General features: G+C 31.6%; 17 protein-coding genes. 13 read left to right on the top strand and 4 right to left on the bottom strand.

Annotated features, from left to right (window positions below):
- Window positions 1–132 precede the first annotated feature (132 nt).
- Both ABNT14_RS08275 and trkA read right to left on the bottom strand, forming a co-directional pair.
- A complete protein-coding gene (locus tag ABNT14_RS08275) occupies window positions 133–1,632 on the bottom strand; it encodes a TrkH family potassium uptake protein (protein ID WP_101902407.1) in 1,500 nt (499 codons plus the stop codon).
- Window positions 1,632–2,978: a Trk system potassium transporter TrkA gene (gene trkA, locus ABNT14_RS08270; RefSeq protein WP_101902406.1), complete on the bottom strand. Its 1,347-nt coding sequence runs from the start codon at window positions 2,976–2,978 to the stop codon at window positions 1,632–1,634. Before trkA ends, ABNT14_RS08275 begins: the two co-directional genes overlap by 1 nt.
- 240 nt (window positions 2,979–3,218) lie before the next feature.
- Between trkA and ABNT14_RS08265 the strand changes: the two genes are divergently transcribed.
- Entirely contained in the window at window positions 3,219–4,523 is a 1,305-nt protein-coding gene (locus ABNT14_RS08265; RefSeq protein ID WP_101902405.1) for a polysaccharide deacetylase family protein, read from the top strand.
- 36 nt (window positions 4,524–4,559) lie between these two features.
- Window positions 4,560–5,261: a hypothetical protein gene (locus tag ABNT14_RS08260; RefSeq protein ID WP_101902404.1), complete on the top strand. Its 702-nt coding sequence runs from the start codon at window positions 4,560–4,562 to the stop codon at window positions 5,259–5,261.
- Between the two features lie 63 nt (window positions 5,262–5,324).
- Here ABNT14_RS08260 and ABNT14_RS08255 read toward each other — a convergent pair whose 3' ends face one another.
- A complete protein-coding gene (locus ABNT14_RS08255; protein ID WP_101902403.1) occupies window positions 5,325–6,596 on the bottom strand; it encodes a replication-associated recombination protein A in 1,272 nt (423 codons plus the stop codon).
- Between the two features lie 76 nt (window positions 6,597–6,672).
- Between ABNT14_RS08255 and ABNT14_RS08250 the strand changes: the two genes are divergently transcribed.
- On the top strand, window positions 6,673–7,431 hold the full coding sequence (locus ABNT14_RS08250) for a rhomboid family intramembrane serine protease (protein ID WP_101902402.1): 759 nt from the start codon (window positions 6,673–6,675) through the stop codon (window positions 7,429–7,431).
- A 205-nt stretch (window positions 7,432–7,636) separates the two neighbouring features.
- Here the strand turns inward: ABNT14_RS08250 and rlmB are convergent, their stop codons facing one another.
- A complete protein-coding gene (gene rlmB / locus ABNT14_RS08245) occupies window positions 7,637–8,374 on the bottom strand; it encodes a 23S rRNA (guanosine(2251)-2'-O)-methyltransferase RlmB (protein WP_101902401.1) in 738 nt (245 codons plus the stop codon).
- A 275-nt stretch (window positions 8,375–8,649) separates the two neighbouring features.
- Here rlmB and rpsL point away from each other — a divergent pair, with 275 nt between their 5' ends.
- The 10 genes from rpsL to rplV all read left to right on the top strand — a co-directional run bounded on the left by rpsL (window position 8,650) and on the right by rplV (window position 15,341).
- Entirely contained in the window at window positions 8,650–9,024 is a 375-nt protein-coding gene (gene rpsL, locus ABNT14_RS08240; protein WP_028887479.1) for a 30S ribosomal protein S12, read from the top strand.
- Between the two features lie 29 nt (window positions 9,025–9,053).
- The gene (rpsG, locus tag ABNT14_RS08235; RefSeq protein ID WP_058885440.1) at window positions 9,054–9,530 is read left to right on the top strand and encodes a 30S ribosomal protein S7; all 477 of its coding nucleotides are present in this window, start codon (window positions 9,054–9,056) and stop codon (window positions 9,528–9,530) included.
- Between the two features lie 3 nt (window positions 9,531–9,533).
- Window positions 9,534–11,651, top strand: coding sequence for an elongation factor G (gene fusA, locus ABNT14_RS08230; RefSeq protein ID WP_101902400.1), 2,118 nt, complete (start codon window positions 9,534–9,536; stop codon window positions 11,649–11,651).
- Window positions 11,652–11,663: 12 nt separating this feature from the next.
- A complete protein-coding gene (gene rpsJ, locus ABNT14_RS08225; protein WP_058885438.1) occupies window positions 11,664–11,969 on the top strand; it encodes a 30S ribosomal protein S10 in 306 nt (101 codons plus the stop codon).
- A gap of 295 nt (window positions 11,970–12,264) precedes the next feature.
- Entirely contained in the window at window positions 12,265–12,882 is a 618-nt protein-coding gene (gene rplC, locus ABNT14_RS08220) for a 50S ribosomal protein L3 (protein WP_101902399.1), read from the top strand.
- Window positions 12,882–13,511, top strand: a complete 630-nt coding sequence (gene rplD / locus ABNT14_RS08215; protein ID WP_101902398.1) for a 50S ribosomal protein L4 — start codon at window positions 12,882–12,884, stop codon at window positions 13,509–13,511. Before rplC ends, rplD begins: the two co-directional genes overlap by 1 nt.
- A 7-nt stretch (window positions 13,512–13,518) precedes the next feature.
- Window positions 13,519–13,809 (top strand): 50S ribosomal protein L23, encoded by a 291-nt coding sequence (gene rplW / locus ABNT14_RS08210; protein WP_101902397.1) that lies wholly within the window; start codon window positions 13,519–13,521, stop codon window positions 13,807–13,809.
- Between the two features lie 11 nt (window positions 13,810–13,820).
- Complete coding sequence (gene rplB / locus ABNT14_RS08205) at window positions 13,821–14,645, top strand: 50S ribosomal protein L2 (RefSeq protein ID WP_101902396.1); 825 nt, start codon at window positions 13,821–13,823, stop codon at window positions 14,643–14,645.
- Between the two features lie 3 nt (window positions 14,646–14,648).
- Window positions 14,649–14,927 (top strand): 30S ribosomal protein S19, encoded by a 279-nt coding sequence (gene rpsS, locus ABNT14_RS08200; protein ID WP_101902395.1) that lies wholly within the window; start codon window positions 14,649–14,651, stop codon window positions 14,925–14,927.
- A 9-nt stretch (window positions 14,928–14,936) separates the two neighbouring features.
- Window positions 14,937–15,341, top strand: a complete 405-nt coding sequence (gene rplV / locus ABNT14_RS08195) for a 50S ribosomal protein L22 (protein WP_058885432.1) — start codon at window positions 14,937–14,939, stop codon at window positions 15,339–15,341.
- Window positions 15,342–15,351: the final 10 nt, after the last annotated feature.

Here is a 15,351-nt window from a genome sequence, read left to right as displayed (position 1 = left end):
TTAAAAAAGTACATATGTTTCATAGCTTATAAGTTAATGAAACGAAGGTAATTTATTGTTTATTTACGAATGTTTTGTATTTGTTTTTTTAATGTTATTATAAGGATATGTTTGTTTTTTAGGTTGTTATGTTTAGTTTTTACGCCAAAAGAAAGGAGTAAATAAAATTAATACAGTAAAGAGTTCTAAACGTCCGATAAGCATTAAAAAAGAACAAAATAATTTTGCTCCTGTAGATAAATGATTAAAATTATCAACAGGACTTACGCTACCCAAGCCTGGACCAATGTTTCCTAAAGAGGAAGCACATGCAGCTAATGCTGAATAAAAATCTAATCCGAAGAAAGCAAGAATAATTGTTCCCATAATAAAAATGAACATATATAATACAAAGAAGGATAAAATATTAAAAACAATAGTTTGTTTAACCGCTTTACCGTCATAACGAACAGGTATGATTGCATTAGGATGTAAGGTTTTTTTAAATTCTAAAAAACTGCTTTTTAATAAAATAATATGTCGTACAATTTTAACCCCACCAGAGGTAGAACCTGCCGAGCCACCTAAGAAAAATAATGAAAAGAAAATAGCTGTAATAAAGTAATTCCACATGGTAAAATCAGCCGTAACAAAACCTGTAGTTGTTATTACTGATAGTACAGAAAATAATGAGTGCCTTATAGCGCTTTCAACGTTACCATATACCATTGGGTGTTCAATAGAGGTATGTAATGAAGGATCTTGATTAAAAACAATCATGATAGCGATAGTACTAGAAATTCCTAAAACGCCAAATAAATAATACTTAAATTCCTCACTTTGGATAACCTTCCTAACCTTTCCTTTTAGAGCAAAGTAAGTTAGCACAAAGTTTATACCGGCTAAAAACATAAAAAATATGATAATATATTGTATAAATGGCGAGCCATTCCAATGAGCAACACTAGCATTTTTTGTTGAAAAACCACCAGTACTAATAGTTGCCATGGCGTGATTTAAAGCGTCAAACCATCCCATACCCGCAACTTTTAAAAGTAAAAATTCTACAAATGTAAGCAATACGTAAATTAACCATAAACGTTTTGCTGTATCGGTAATACGAGGATGTAATTTATCGGCCGAAGGACCAGGTGCTTCTGCCATAAATAATTGCATACCACCAATTCCTAACAAAGGTAATATAGCAATGGTAAGCACAATAATTCCCATTCCACCAATCCAATGCGTAGCGCTACGCCAAAACAGAATTCCTTTAGGCATCGATTCTATATCTGTTAAAATAGATGAACCTGTGGTTGAATAGCCTGAAATAGTTTCAAACAGAGCGTTGGTAATACTAGGAATACTTCCCGATAATAAGTAAGGGAGCATTCCAGTAATCGTTAAAATAAGCCAACCTAAAGTAACAATAAGGTAGCCTTCTTTTTTTTTAATTTTTTTAGTAATAGGTTTATTAAAAAAAAATAGAATTAAACCAGAAGCTACTGTTATTAGTCCTGCATTTAATATTCCCCATTTAGAAGGTTCATTATAATAAAAACTAAAAGGTAATGAAAACCACATGAATAAACCATTAAGAACGGCTGTTATCCCTAAAAATCGATAAATTAACTTTAGATTGAAATTTTCCATTAGTTGAATAGTTCTTCTACAATTGATATTGCTTCAGGCAAACAAAAAACGATTGCTTTATCGCCGCTTTGTAATTGAAAATCACCAAAAGACATATGAGCTTTTCCATCTCTAATAACACCACCAAAAACAGCTTCTCTAGGAAAGCGTAATTCTTTAATTGGTTTTAGAGTTACTTTTGCATTTTTTTGTACTTCAAATTCAAAAACTTCAGCATCAATATTATGTAAATTTGCCAAGGCTAAAATTTCGCCTTTACGGATGTGTCGGAAAATATTACTTGCTGCAATTAATTTTTTATTAATAAGGGTATCAATTCCAATAGTTTGTGATATATTGATATAATCCATATTTTCAACTAAAGCAACGGTTTTTTTAACTCCTTTCGATTTAGCGACTAAGCAAGACATAATATTTGTCTCAGAATCGCCAGTTACAGCAATAAAAGCATCCATTTCTCGAATATTTTCATCCTCTAAAAGTTCTAAATCTCTACCATCTCCATGAATAATTAGTGTATCTATTAGTTCTTCGGCAAGGTGCAATGCTTTTTCTCGTTTACGTTCAATAAGTTTTACTTTAAAATTAGCACTACAAAGACTTTTAGATGTTTTTCTTCCGATATTACTACCGCCAAGAATCATTACATTTTTAATATCTATTTGTTCTTTACCAATAATTGGATGTAATTTGTCAATGCTATAATTTGGGACTGAAAAATAAACTTGATCGTTCATTTTATAGGTCGTGTCGCCGCGAGGAATAATCGTTTGTGCAGTACCTTCTCGTTTTATAGCGATGGTAATAAAATCAACTAAACTAAATTTTTCTTTAGCTTCTTTAACGCTTAAATTTAATATGGGTGATTTATACCCAAGGGTTGTTCCCATAATATTAAATACACCATTTTCAAAAGTAACAGTATCGTTAAAAGAAGATTGATTTAACAGTAATTTTATTTCTTCGGCTGCTAAAGCTTCAGGAGAAATCATAAAATCTACACCAAAATCTTTAAAATTGATGCTATCGTTCTTTAAAAATTCAGGATTATTAATTCTAGCAATTGTTTTTTTTACGCCTAAAGCTTTTCCAATTACCGATATGGTAAAATTCGTATTTTGGTTTTCGGTAACCGCTAGTAATAAATCAGCATCGGAAATGCCAAGTTCTTTTAATAAATTAATAGAAGTTGCATCGCCTTTTTTGGTGATAACATCTAAATGATTGTTGATATAATCAAGCTTTTCGCCATCAGAATCAATTACATAAGTATCTTGAGATTCGTAAGAAAGGAGTTTGGCTAAATGAAAACCAACGTCTCCAGCCCCAGCTATAATAATCTTCATGAGTTTGAATAATAAAAGGTAGATAGCAAAGATACTGTGCTTGTTTGGCTTGTGCAAAAAAATGAATTATATTTATAACGAATTAAGCTATTCAATTTATCGAAAAAATAAATGTCAATTTTGATATAAAAGAACAAGAACTTTAATAATTCCCGAAAAAATATGTTTTAGCTTTGCAGATAAAGAAATAATATAGTTATTTGTATCGTTATTTGTGTTTTTAAGCCCTTCAAAATAGTTATGATACTTATATATACTCCTAAAATAACTCCTCGAATTCGATATGTTTTTAAGCATGTTTTTACACATATTTTACACATACCAATTCAGTTCACAAATAAAGTAGAAGAATTTGTGGCGTATAACAATCCTAAAATTACCTATACAAAAGTAGCTTTAGGAAAAGAGTTTTTTATAAAAAGTACTGAGTTATTAATACAGCAAGGAATACAAGATTTAGACATAAATATTAAAAAATGGGATGCAGTTCCTTGTTTTTTTTCGACCGATGAACAATCTGAAATTCCTTTTGATATTTTTGCTGCTACTTTTTATTTAATTTCTAGATATGAAGAATATTTACCGCATATAAAAGATAGTCATGCTCGTTTTTCAGCCACTCAAAGTATCGCTTTTAAATACGGTTTTTTAGAAAAGCCACTTGTTGATATTTGGGCATATAAATTCTTAAATGCTTTAAAGATAAAATACCCTGATTATAAGTATCCAACAAGGAAATACCAGTATATTTCTACTATTGATGTTGATAATTCCTTTATTTACAAACACAAAGGTTTTATTAGAACACTTGGTGGTTTTTTAAAAGATGCTTGGCACTTTAAAATTATTAATATTTGGGATAGAATGGCTGTCTTATTTAATTTTAAAAAGGATCCTTTTAATACATTTAAAACATTGTTAGAATTAAAAAAAACACATGAAATTAGAACTATTTTTTTCTTTTTAATAGGTGATTATACAACCTTTGATACCAATATATCTGCATCAAAAAGCTCTTTTAAATTATTGATAAAAGATATCGTAGATTATGCAAGGGTAGGCTTACATCCATCATATCATACCATGACAAATAATGCCTTGTTAAAAAAAGAAAAAGAACGCTTAGAAAATATTATAAATATGCCAATAAAGCGTTCTCGTCAGCATTATTTACGTTTGTCATTGCCTAAAACTTATCAAAATTTAATTGATTTAGAAGTAACAGAAGATTATTCGATGGGCTATGTAAGTCACGTAGGTTTTAGAGCAAGTACTTGTACGCCATTTTATTTTTATGATTTAGCCTTTGAAATTCAAACACCCTTAAAGGTATTTTCTTTTGCTTTAATTGATGTAACTTTAAAAGATTATATGAAGTTAACACCTAAGCAATCATTAGGTAAAATAAGAGATTTAAAAAATGAAGTAACCGCAGTAAACGGTGTTTTTATGACTACTTTTCATAACGAAAGTTTAAGTAATTATGAGCAATGGAAGGGGTGGAAGCGTGTTTATGCTTCTATGTTAAAAATGGTCAAAAATTAAAAATAATCAATCAATTAAAATAATTAAGTATTAAATATGAATAAAATAATCACACTATTATTGATGATAAGCACATCAATACAGGCTCAAAAACAGGTAAATAATTACAAATATATTATTGTACCTAATAAATTTGATTTTCTTAAAACTGTCGATCAATATCAAACAAGTTCATTAACTAAATTTTTATTTAAAAAACACGGTTTTACGGTCTTTTTAGCCGATGAGGTTCTACCTAACGACTTAGCCGAAAATAGGTGTTTAGCATTAACAGCAGTGCTTACTGATGCATCTAGTTTATTTACAACAAAAAATAGTATTACTCTTAAAGATTGTGGTAATAAAGATATTTTTTCATCAAAAGAAGGTAAAAGTAGAATAAAAGATTATAAAAAAGCATATCATGAAGCAATTCGAAATTCTTTTAAATCGATAAAAGCTTTAAAGTATAATTATACACCAATTATTATTCAAAAAAACGATAATCAAAGTAAATTAGCAGTTGAAAAAATAATAGATAATTCTGTTATTAATTTGTATGCTCAACCTACAAAAAATGGTTTTCAATTAGTAGATACAAATCCAAAAGTTATTTTTAAGATATTAAAAACGAATGTTAAAAATGTTTTTGTTATTGAAGATAAAAACGGAATCATCTATAAAAATAATGATATTTGGATTGCCGAATATTATAAAAATGGAATTAAAACAATAGAAAAATATCAAGTAAAGTTTTAAATATTGCTTGTTTTTTTATCAAATTTATTAAAAAAAGAGTGCATTATAAAAATGCACTCTTTTTTAGTATTTATATTTATCCTTCCAACGTTGTTTTAATAATTCTCTAAATTGATTTTCTCGTGCATTATTACCAGGTTCGTATAATTTGGTGTTTTTAATTTCATCGGGTAAAAATTCTTGATTTACAAAATTCCCTGAATAATTATGTGAATAGGCATAGTCTTTTCCATAATTTAAATCTTTCATTAATTTGGTCGGAGCATTTCTTAAATGTAAGGGAATAGGTAAATCACCAGTTGTTCGTACCAAATTTTGAGCTTCACCAATAGCCATATAAGAAGCGTTACTTTTTGGAGAGTTTGCTAAATAAATAGCACACTGACTTAAAATAATTCTCGATTCAGGGTAGCCAATTACAGAAACTGATTGAAACGTACTATTCGCCATAATAAAAGCTGTTGGATTTGCATTTCCAATATCTTCGGATGCTGAAATAAGCATTCTTCGCGCAATAAATTTAACATCTTCACCGCCTTCAATCATTCTGGCAAGCCAATAAACTGTAGCATTTGGGTCGCTTCCTCGTATCGATTTTATAAAAGCTGAAGCAATATCATAATGTTGTTCGCCTGTTTTATCGTATCGAACTGTATTTTTTTGAATTTTTGATAAAACAAGCTCATTCGTAATTTCAATTTCATTATCAGGAGCGACTAATAATTCAAAAATATTTAAAAGTTTACGAGCATCACCACCTGAAACTTGCAATAAAGCATCGGTTTCTTTTAGTGTAATTTTTTTATCAGCAATAAATGCATCTTTTTTAATAGCTCTATGTAAAAGTGCTATTAAATCATTTTTATCAAAAGAATTTAAAATATACACCTGACAGCGAGAGAGTAGGGCAGGTATTACTTCAAAACTAGGGTTTTCGGTAGTTGCACCAATTAAAGTTACCCAACCTTTTTCAACAGCTCCAAGTAAAGAATCTTGTTGCGATTTGCTAAAGCGATGAATTTCATCAATAAATAAAATAGGATTTTTTTGAGTAAATAAACCGCCACTTTTTTTTGCTTTTTCAATAACTTCTCGTACTTCTTTTACACCAGAACTTATAGCACTTAACGTATAAAAAGGACGACCAGATTCATTAGCAATAATATTTGCTAAGGTTGTTTTTCCAATTCCAGGAGGTCCCCAAAGAATTAACGAAGGAATTATTCCTTGTTTAATATGATTGGTTAAAATTCCGTTTTTGCCAACTAAATGTTGCTGACTAATATAATCGGATAAATTCTGTGGACGTATTCTTTCTGCCAAAGGTTGATTCATTTTGTAAAAATACCAAAGATTTCTGACAGATGTTCCGAAATTTTTATTTGGATTTATTTTTGTTATTTTTATAAATATGAAAACAGCTACTCAATTAAAATATTCGAAAAACATTTTTGTAATTCCATTTATTTTTGTCATTTCAATATGGTTTATATATTGGGTAGAAATCAAATTTGGATTCAATTTTAATAAATTTGGAGTTTTACCCAGAGAATTAAGTGGTTTAAAAGGTATTTTAGCTTCGCCTTTTATCCATAGTGATACAAGTCATCTTTTTAATAATTCTGTTCCTTTATTTGTACTTGCAAGTTGTCTTTTTTATTTTTATGATAAAGTTGCCTTAAAAGTGTTAATTTTTGGCGGATTATTTACAGGGTTTTTAACGTGGATTATCGCCAGAGAATCGTATCATATTGGAGCTAGTGGAATTGTTTATTTACTTTTTAGTTTTGTTTTTTTTAGTGGAATTATTAAAAAACATTACAGATTGGTTGCTGTTTCGTTAATTACAATTTTCTTATACGGAAGTATGATTTGGTACGTATTACCTATAAAAGATGGAATGTCGTGGGAAGGACATTTATCAGGATTTATAACAGGATTTTTATTATCAATTTTATATAGAAAAAGCGGAATTGTAAAAGAAAAACATATTTTTTCTAAAACAGCTTTTGATGAAATGTTTGATGAACAAGGTAATTATGTACCGCCAATTATCGAAGAAGAACAGGAGGGAAGTCATCAAGAAAATAAAGAAATGGAATCTGAAAATAAAGCAGATAAAATTGATGTACCAAAAGTTTTAAAAATCAATTATATTATTTCAAAGTAATTTTTTTTGAAGCAATTTCCCGCTTTCCGCACTCGCTTTTTTTGTTTGAAAAAAACAAAAAAGAGCTCAAACAAATGCTTCAATCGGGGCTAGGCTTTGTTGCTTATAAATAGAAATTCAACAAGTTTTTTTATTTATTACATAAAATAAGATATAAAAAAACCCTGCTTTTTGCAGGATTTTAATTTTTATAATTTTGTAATATTTATTGTCTTTGTCTAATAGTTTCATAAAGAAAAACTCCACAAGCAACAGAAACATTTAAAGATTCAATATCACCAAGTAAAGGTAATTTAGCTTTATAGTCTACCATTTTTAAAACAGAGTTACTAACCCCTTTGTGTTCAGACCCCATTACAATAGCAACTGGTTGATTAAAATCAACATCAAAAACAGAGTCTTCTGTTTTTTCGGTAGCGGCTACTAATTTTATATTTTCTGCTTGTAATTGAAACATTGCATCTTTAATATGGTCAACTTTACAAATAGGAATTTTAAAAGCGGCACCAGCAGAAGTTTTAATAGTTTCGGCATTTACAGGAGCACTACCACTTTTTTGAATAATAATTCCGTTTACGCCCGTACATTCTGCAGTTCTAATAATAGCACCAAAGTTTCTAACATCAGATACTTGGTCTAATAATAAGAATAAAGGTGTTTTATCAGATGCTAAAGTAGTTTCTATTAGTGTTTCTAAATCATGAAAAGCTACAGGAGAAATTCTAGCAACAGCTCCTTGATGATTACTGTGTTTAGATAGTCTATCTAATTTTTCAGTTGGTACAACACTTATTGAAATTTTGTTTTTTCTTAATAATTTGTCTAACTCAAAAAATAATTCTCCACGAAGTCCTTTTTGTAAATATACTTTGTTAATTGAAGCTTCGCTTTCAATTGCTTCAATAATTGCTCTAATACCAAATATAGTAGTGTTTTCTTCCATACCGCAAAGGTAGTTGATTTTATTGTATAAAAAAACCACCTCGTTATATGTAGTTATAAAATATTAGCTATAAAAAGGTTTAATTTAAAACTTTAATGAATAAGTTTAATTTGCAAATTTTATCGTGTTTAATATATTTTTTATTGTTCATATGTTTTTTAGTACATTTTGAAAAACAACTATCTGATGTTTGAATCTTTAGAAAAAAAAACGTAAGTTTGCACACTCTTATGAAATAGAGTAATTTAAGTACAAATTAAAAACAAGTAAATAGTATGCCAACTATTCAACAATTAGTTCGTAAAGGAAGAACCAAAATAACTAAGAAGAGTAAATCGGCTGCATTACAAGCTTGTCCTCAGAGACGTGGAGTTTGTACGCGTGTGTATACCACTACACCTAAGAAACCTAACTCAGCAATGCGTAAGGTAGCAAGGGTAAGATTAACAAATGGTAACGAAATTAACGCGTATATTCCAGGTGAAGGGCACAACTTGCAAGAGCACTCGATAGTATTAGTTAGAGGTGGAAGGGTAAAAGATTTGCCTGGTGTTAAGTATCACGTAGTACGTGGTGCATTAGATACTGCAGGGGTTGAGGGTAGAACCCAACGTAGATCTAAATACGGTGCAAAACGCCCAAAAAAGTAAAAATTAATTAACTTTTTTAATGTAAAGACATGAGAAAAAGAAAAGCGAAAAAAAGAGTCCTTTTACCGGACCCAAGGTTTAATGACCAGTTGGTTACACGTTTTGTGAATAACTTAATGTGGGATGGTAAAAAGTCTGTGGCTTTTAAAGTATTTTATGATGCAATAGACATCGTGAATGAAAAAAAGACTGACGAAGAAAAGTCAGCTTTAGAAATTTGGAAAGACGGTTTGTCTAATGTTATGCCGCATGTAGAGGTTCGTTCTCGTCGTGTTGGTGGAGCAACTTTTCAAATACCAATGCAAATTCGCCCAGATCGTAAAGTATCTATGGCAATTAAATGGATGATTACTTATACGCGTAAGCGTAATGAGAAAACAATGGCACAGCGTTTAGCTGCTGAAATTTTAGCTGCGGCTAAAGAAGAAGGAGCCGCTGTTAAAAAGCGTACTGATACGCATAAAATGGCTGAAGCTAACAAAGCATTCTCACACTTTAGATTCTAAGAAATGGCTAGAAATTTAAAATTTACTAGAAATATTGGTATTGCTGCACATATTGATGCAGGTAAAACTACTACTACAGAGCGTGTATTATATTATACAGGTGTTAGTCATAAAATAGGTGAGGTGCATGATGGTGCCGCAACTATGGACTGGATGGAGCAAGAGCAAGAAAGAGGTATTACAATTACTTCTGCGGCTACTACTTGTGAGTGGAAGTTTCCATTGAATAATGGTGAAGCTACTGATGATACTAAAGGATACCACTTTAATATTATTGATACTCCTGGTCACGTTGATTTTACTGTAGAGGTAAATCGTTCATTAAGAGTTCTTGATGGTTTAGTGTTTTTGTTTAGTGCTGTTGATGGTGTTGAGCCTCAATCAGAAACTAACTGGAGACTTGCTGATAACTATAAAGTTCCTCGTATTGGATTTGTTAACAAAATGGACCGTCAAGGGTCTAACTTTATGGCTGTTTGTCAGCAGGTAAAGGATATGTTGAAATCAAACGCAGTGCCAATTGTAATGAATATTGGTGATGAAGATGAGTTTAAAGGTATCGTAGATTTAGTGAAGAACCGTGCTATTGTATGGCATGATGCTACACAAGGATCTACTTTTGATATTATTGATATTCCAGAAGATTTAAAAGAAGAAGCTGCTGAATTAAGAGGGAAACTTATTGAAGAAGTTGCTGCTTATGATGAGAATCTTTTAGAAAAATATATGGAAGATGAAGATTCAATTACAGAAGATGAAGTGCATGCTGCTCTTCGTGCTGCTGTAATGGATATGTCTATTATTCCTATGATTTGTGGGTCGGCATTTAAAAATAAAGGTGTTCAGTTCTTATTAGATGCTGTTTGTCGTTATTTACCTTCTCCTTTAGATAAAGAAGCAATTATTGGAACAGATCCTAACAGTGGTGAAGAGATTTCTCGTAAACCTGATGTTAAGGAACCATTTGCAGCTTTAGCATTTAAAATTGCTACGGATCCTTTCGTAGGACGTTTAGCTTTCTTTAGATCTTACTCAGGTAGATTAGATGCAGGTTCTTACGTGTTAAATAATCGTTCAGGTAAAAAAGAGCGTATTTCTCGTATCTATCAAATGCACGCTAATAAGCAAAACGCTATTCCTTATATTGAAGCAGGGGATATTGGTGCAGCTGTAGGATTTAAATCGATTAAAACAGGAGATACTTTATCTGATGAAAAACATCCTATTGTTTTAGAATCGATGGATTTTCCTGATCCAGTAATTGGTATTGCGGTTGAGCCTAAAACTAAAGCAGATGTTGATAAATTAGGAATGTCTTTAGCTAAGTTAGCAGAGGAAGACCCTACATTTACAGTTAGAACTGATGAAGCTTCAGGACAGACTATTATTTCTGGAATGGGTGAGCTACACTTAGATATTATTGTTGATCGTTTAAGACGTGAATTCAAAGTAGAGGTGAATGAAGGTCAGCCACAAGTAGAATACAAAGAAGCTATTACAGCTGCTGCTGAACACAGAGAAGTTTATAAGAAACAATCAGGTGGTCGTGGTAAGTTTGCTGATATTGTATTTACTATGGAGCCAGCAGATGAAGGTGTTCAAGGCTTACAGTTTGAGTCAGTTATTAAAGGTGGAAACGTTCCTAAAGAATTTGTTCCTTCTGTAGAGAAAGGATTCAAAGAAGCAATGAAGAACGGTCCTTTAGCTGGATATGAAATGGATTCAATGAAAGTAACTTTAAAAGATGGATCTTTCCACCCTGTGGATTCTGATGCATTATCTTTTGAGTTAGCTGCAAAAATGGGTTATAAAGCTGCTGCTAAAGCTGCTAAAGCCAGAATTATGGAGCCATTAATGAAAGTTGAAGTGCTAACTCCTGAAGAAAATATGGGAGATATCGTAGGAGATTTAAATAGAAGAAGAGGTCAGGTAAATGACATGAGTGATCGTGCTGGAGCTAAAGTTGTAAAAGCATTAGTACCATTATCTGAAATGTTCGGTTATGTTACTGCTTTAAGAACTATGTCTTCTGGTAGAGCTACTTCTACTATGGAATTTTCTCATTACGCAGAAACTCCATCAAATGTTTCTGAAGATGTAATTGCAAAAGCTAAAGGTTAATAAGATATTAAGATGAGCCAAAAAATTAGAATTAAATTAAAATCTTACGATTATAACTTAGTAGATAAATCTGCTGAGAAAATCGTAAAGACTGTAAAGGCAACTGGAGCTGTTGTAAACGGACCAATTCCTTTACCAACAAATAAAAAGATTTTCACTGTGTTACGTTCACCACACGTAAATAAAAAATCTAGAGAGCAATTTCAATTATCTGCTTACAAAAGATTATTAGACATTTATAGTTCTTCTTCTAAGACTATTGATGCTTTAATGAAACTTGAGTTACCAAGTGGTGTTGAAGTTGAAATTAAAGTTTAAGTATATTACTAACTTTCGGTTTAATTTTTTTAAACCGAAAGTTTTTTATATTTTTGCATACCGGAATTTATCTTCCGTAATGTAAGGGTTCTAATTTTTATTAGAATTTAACATGTCCTGAGGGTTTCGCAAGGGAAAAATGGAAAAAAAACAAATTCAGAGCGAAGATGTTTTTTCGACTCTTTTTTTTTGCCTAAAATTTAAAGGAAAAAAATGAAACATTTGTTTCAAATAATTATTATTAATAGACGCGCTGGATGTATAAAATAAATCTATCGTCTTAAAATTAACAAATATGTCTGGGTTAATAGGTAGAAAAGTAGGTATGACCAGCTTATTCGACGAAAACGGGAAGAATATTCCTTGTACAGTAATCGAAGCAGGACCATGCGTGGTTACCCAAGTCAGAACCGAAGAGGTAGACGGCTATAGTGCGTTACAACTTGGTTTCGATGACAAAAAAGCAAAAAGCTCTAATAAAGCTTTAGATGGACACTTTGCAAAAGCTGGTACATCTGCTAAGAAAAAAGTCATTGAATTTCAAGGTTTTGAAGGTGAGTATAAATTAGGTGATTCAATTAGCGTTGAGCACTTTACTGAAGGTGAATTCGTAGATGTTTCTGGAGTTTCAAAAGGTAAAGGTTTTCAAGGTGTTGTTAAGCGTCATGGTTTTGCCGGTGTTGGTCAAGCAACTCACGGTCAGCATAACCGTTTAAGAGCTCCTGGTTCTATTGGTGCTGCATCATACCCTGCAAGAGTATTCAAAGGAATGCGAATGGCAGGTCGTATGGGTGGAGACAAAGTAAAAGTTCAAAATTTAAAAGTATTAAAAGTGGTTGCTGATAAGAATCTTATCGTAGTAAAAGGAGCAATTCCTGGTCACAAAAATACTTTTGTAACTATCGAAAAATAATGAAAGTAGCAGTTTTAGATATTACAGGGAAAGATACTGGTAGAAAAGTTGAACTTTCTAACGAAGTATTCGGTGTAGAGCCAAATGATCACGCAATTTATTTAGATGTAAAGCAGTACTTAGCTAATCAAAGACAAGGTACTCATAAAGCTAAAGAAAGAGCTGAAATTACAGGTAGTACAAGAAAGATTAAAAAACAGAAAGGAACAGGTACTGCACGTGCGGGGTCTATCAAATCTGGAGTTTTCAGAGGTGGTGGACGCATGTTTGGACCAAGACCAAGAAGTTATTCTTTCAAGTTAAATAAAAACTTAAAGCGTTTAGCACGTAGGTCAGCTTTAAGTATTCAAGCAAAAGATAGTAATTTAGTAGTAGTTGAAGATTTTAATTTTGAATCACCAAAAACTAAAGAATTTATCAATGTTTTAAAAGCTTTAGATTTAGACTCTAAAAAGTCTTTATTCGTTTTAGGAGAAGAGAATAATAATGTTTATTTATCATCTCGTAACTTAAAAGGAACTAAAGTTGTAAATGCTACAGGAGTTAATACTTATAGTATTTTAAATGCGAATAAAGTAATTATTTCTGAAAGTGTTTTAGAAGGAATTGAATCTAACTTAAGTAAATAGGAAAGATATGAGTATTTTAATAAAACCTATTATTACGGAAAAAGCAACAAAAGATAGCGAGCTTAATAATCGTTATGCATTTGTTGTAAACAGTAGGGCTAATAAATTGGAAATCAGAAGTGCTGTTGAAGCAACTTATGGTGTAGCAATTAAGTCTGTTAAAACTATGAATTATCCTATTAAAAGAAATACTAAACATACCAAAAAAGGTTTAGTAACAGGGATAACAAGTGGATACAAAAAAGCAATCGTTCAGTTATCTGAAGGACATGCTATTGATTTTTATAACAATCTTTAAGAAAAGACAACATGTCAGTTAGAAAATTAAAACCAGTAACACCAGGTCAGCGTTTTAGAGTTGTAAATGGGTTCGACACCATAACAACTGATAAGCCGGAGAAATCGTTATTAGCTTCGAAAAAACGATCTGGAGGTCGAAACAACCAGGGTAGAATGACAACACGTAACATTGGTGGTGGTCATAAACAAAAATACCGTATTATCGATTTCAAAAAAGATAAGCATGGTATCCCTGCAACAGTGAAAACTATAGAGTACGATCCAAATCGTACTGCATTTATTGCTTTACTTAGTTATGCTGATGGTGAAAAGCGTTATGTAATTGCACAAAACGGTTTAAAAGTAGGTCAGGTAATCGTTTCAGGTAAAGGGTTAGCTCCAGAAGTTGGAAATGCTTTATATTTAAGCGAAATTCCTTTAGGAACTACAATTTCTTGTATTGAGTTACACCCAGGTCAAGGAGCTGTTATGGCTCGTTCTGCTGGATCATTTGCTCAATTAATGGCAAGAGATGGTAAATACGCAACAGTTAAGTTACCTTCAGGTGAAACAAGATTAATCTTGTTAACTTGTATGGCAACTATCGGGGTTGTATCTAATTCAGATCACCAATTACTAGTTTCTGGTAAAGCAGGTAGATCAAGATGGTTAGGTAGAAGACCAAGAGTTAACGCTGTACGTATGAATCCAGTTGATCACCCAATGGGTGGTGGTGAAGGACGTTCTTCAGGAGGACATCCAAGATCAAGAAACGGTATTCCAGCTAAAGGATTTAAGACTCGATCTAAAACTAAGGCTAGTAATAAGTATATTATAGAACGTAGAAAGAAATAAACCATGGCAAGATCATTAAAAAAAGGACCTTTCGTTCACTATAAATTAGAGAAAAAAGTTTTAGCTAACGTTGAAAATGAGAGTACTTCAGTTATTAAAACTTGGTCAAGAGCAAGTATGATTACTCCAGATTTCGTAGGGCAAACAATTGCTGTTCACAATGGACGTCAGTTTGTACCAGTTTACGTTACTGAAAACATGGTAGGTCATAAATTAGGCGAATTTTCACCAACACGTTCTTTTAGAGGGCACGCTGGTGCAAAAAATAAAGGAAAAAAATAGTAGGAAATTATGGGAAGTCGTAAACATAACATGGCAACACAGTTAAAAGAAGCAAGAAAGTCTAAAGCTTTCGCTAAAATAACTAATTGTCCTACATCACCAAGAAAAATGCGCTTAGTCGCAGATCTAGTAAGAGGAGTAGAGGTTGAAAAAGCTTTACAAATCTTAAAATTTAGTTCAAAAGAAGCAGCTACTAATTTAGAGAAATTGTTATTGTCTGCAATTGCAAACTGGCAAGCTAAAAATGAAGACGCTAGTATCGAAGATGCTGGACTATTTGTTAAAACTATTTGTGTAGATAGTGCAGGTATGTTAAAAAGATTAAGACCAGCTCCACAAGGTCGTGCTCATAGAATTCGTAAGCGTTCTAATCACGTTACTTTAGAGTTAGGTACTAAAATTAAAAGCAATTAATCAAAGTAGA

The sequence above is a fragment of the Tenacibaculum dicentrarchi genome (assembly GCF_964036635.1).
GTDB lineage: Bacteria > Bacteroidota > Bacteroidia > Flavobacteriales > Flavobacteriaceae > Polaribacter > Polaribacter dicentrarchi.
The sequence above is the reverse complement of the archived record's forward strand: the minus strand, read 5'-3'. Positions and strand labels throughout refer to the sequence as shown.

Excerpts from the sequence above, each read along its gene's own strand:
- rplV (WP_058885432.1), top strand. The coding sequence starts at position 14,937 with ATGGGAAGTCGTAAACATAACATGGCAACACAGTTAAAAGAAGCAAGA.
- rpsL (WP_028887479.1), top strand. The coding sequence starts at position 8,650 with ATGCCAACTATTCAACAATTAGTTCGTAAAGGAAGAACCAAAATAACT.
- ABNT14_RS08255 (WP_101902403.1), bottom strand. The coding sequence starts at position 6,596 with ATGAATCAACCTTTGGCAGAAAGAATACGTCCACAGAATTTATCCGAT.
- ABNT14_RS08275 (WP_101902407.1), bottom strand. The coding sequence starts at position 1,632 with ATGGAAAATTTCAATCTAAAGTTAATTTATCGATTTTTAGGGATAACA.
- fusA (WP_101902400.1), top strand. The coding sequence starts at position 9,534 with ATGGCTAGAAATTTAAAATTTACTAGAAATATTGGTATTGCTGCACAT.
- ABNT14_RS08250 (WP_101902402.1), top strand. The coding sequence starts at position 6,673 with ATGAAAACAGCTACTCAATTAAAATATTCGAAAAACATTTTTGTAATT.
- rpsJ (WP_058885438.1), top strand. The coding sequence starts at position 11,664 with ATGAGCCAAAAAATTAGAATTAAATTAAAATCTTACGATTATAACTTA.
- rplD (WP_101902398.1), top strand. The coding sequence starts at position 12,882 with ATGAAAGTAGCAGTTTTAGATATTACAGGGAAAGATACTGGTAGAAAA.
- rpsS (WP_101902395.1), top strand. The coding sequence starts at position 14,649 with ATGGCAAGATCATTAAAAAAAGGACCTTTCGTTCACTATAAATTAGAG.
- rlmB (WP_101902401.1), bottom strand. The coding sequence starts at position 8,374 with ATGGAAGAAAACACTACTATATTTGGTATTAGAGCAATTATTGAAGCA.
- rpsG (WP_058885440.1), top strand. The coding sequence starts at position 9,054 with ATGAGAAAAAGAAAAGCGAAAAAAAGAGTCCTTTTACCGGACCCAAGG.
- ABNT14_RS08260 (WP_101902404.1), top strand. The coding sequence starts at position 4,560 with ATGAATAAAATAATCACACTATTATTGATGATAAGCACATCAATACAG.
- trkA (WP_101902406.1), bottom strand. The coding sequence starts at position 2,978 with ATGAAGATTATTATAGCTGGGGCTGGAGACGTTGGTTTTCATTTAGCC.
- rplW (WP_101902397.1), top strand. The coding sequence starts at position 13,519 with ATGAGTATTTTAATAAAACCTATTATTACGGAAAAAGCAACAAAAGAT.
- rplC (WP_101902399.1), top strand. The coding sequence starts at position 12,265 with ATGTCTGGGTTAATAGGTAGAAAAGTAGGTATGACCAGCTTATTCGAC.
- rplB (WP_101902396.1), top strand. The coding sequence starts at position 13,821 with ATGTCAGTTAGAAAATTAAAACCAGTAACACCAGGTCAGCGTTTTAGA.
- ABNT14_RS08265 (WP_101902405.1), top strand. The coding sequence starts at position 3,219 with ATGATACTTATATATACTCCTAAAATAACTCCTCGAATTCGATATGTT.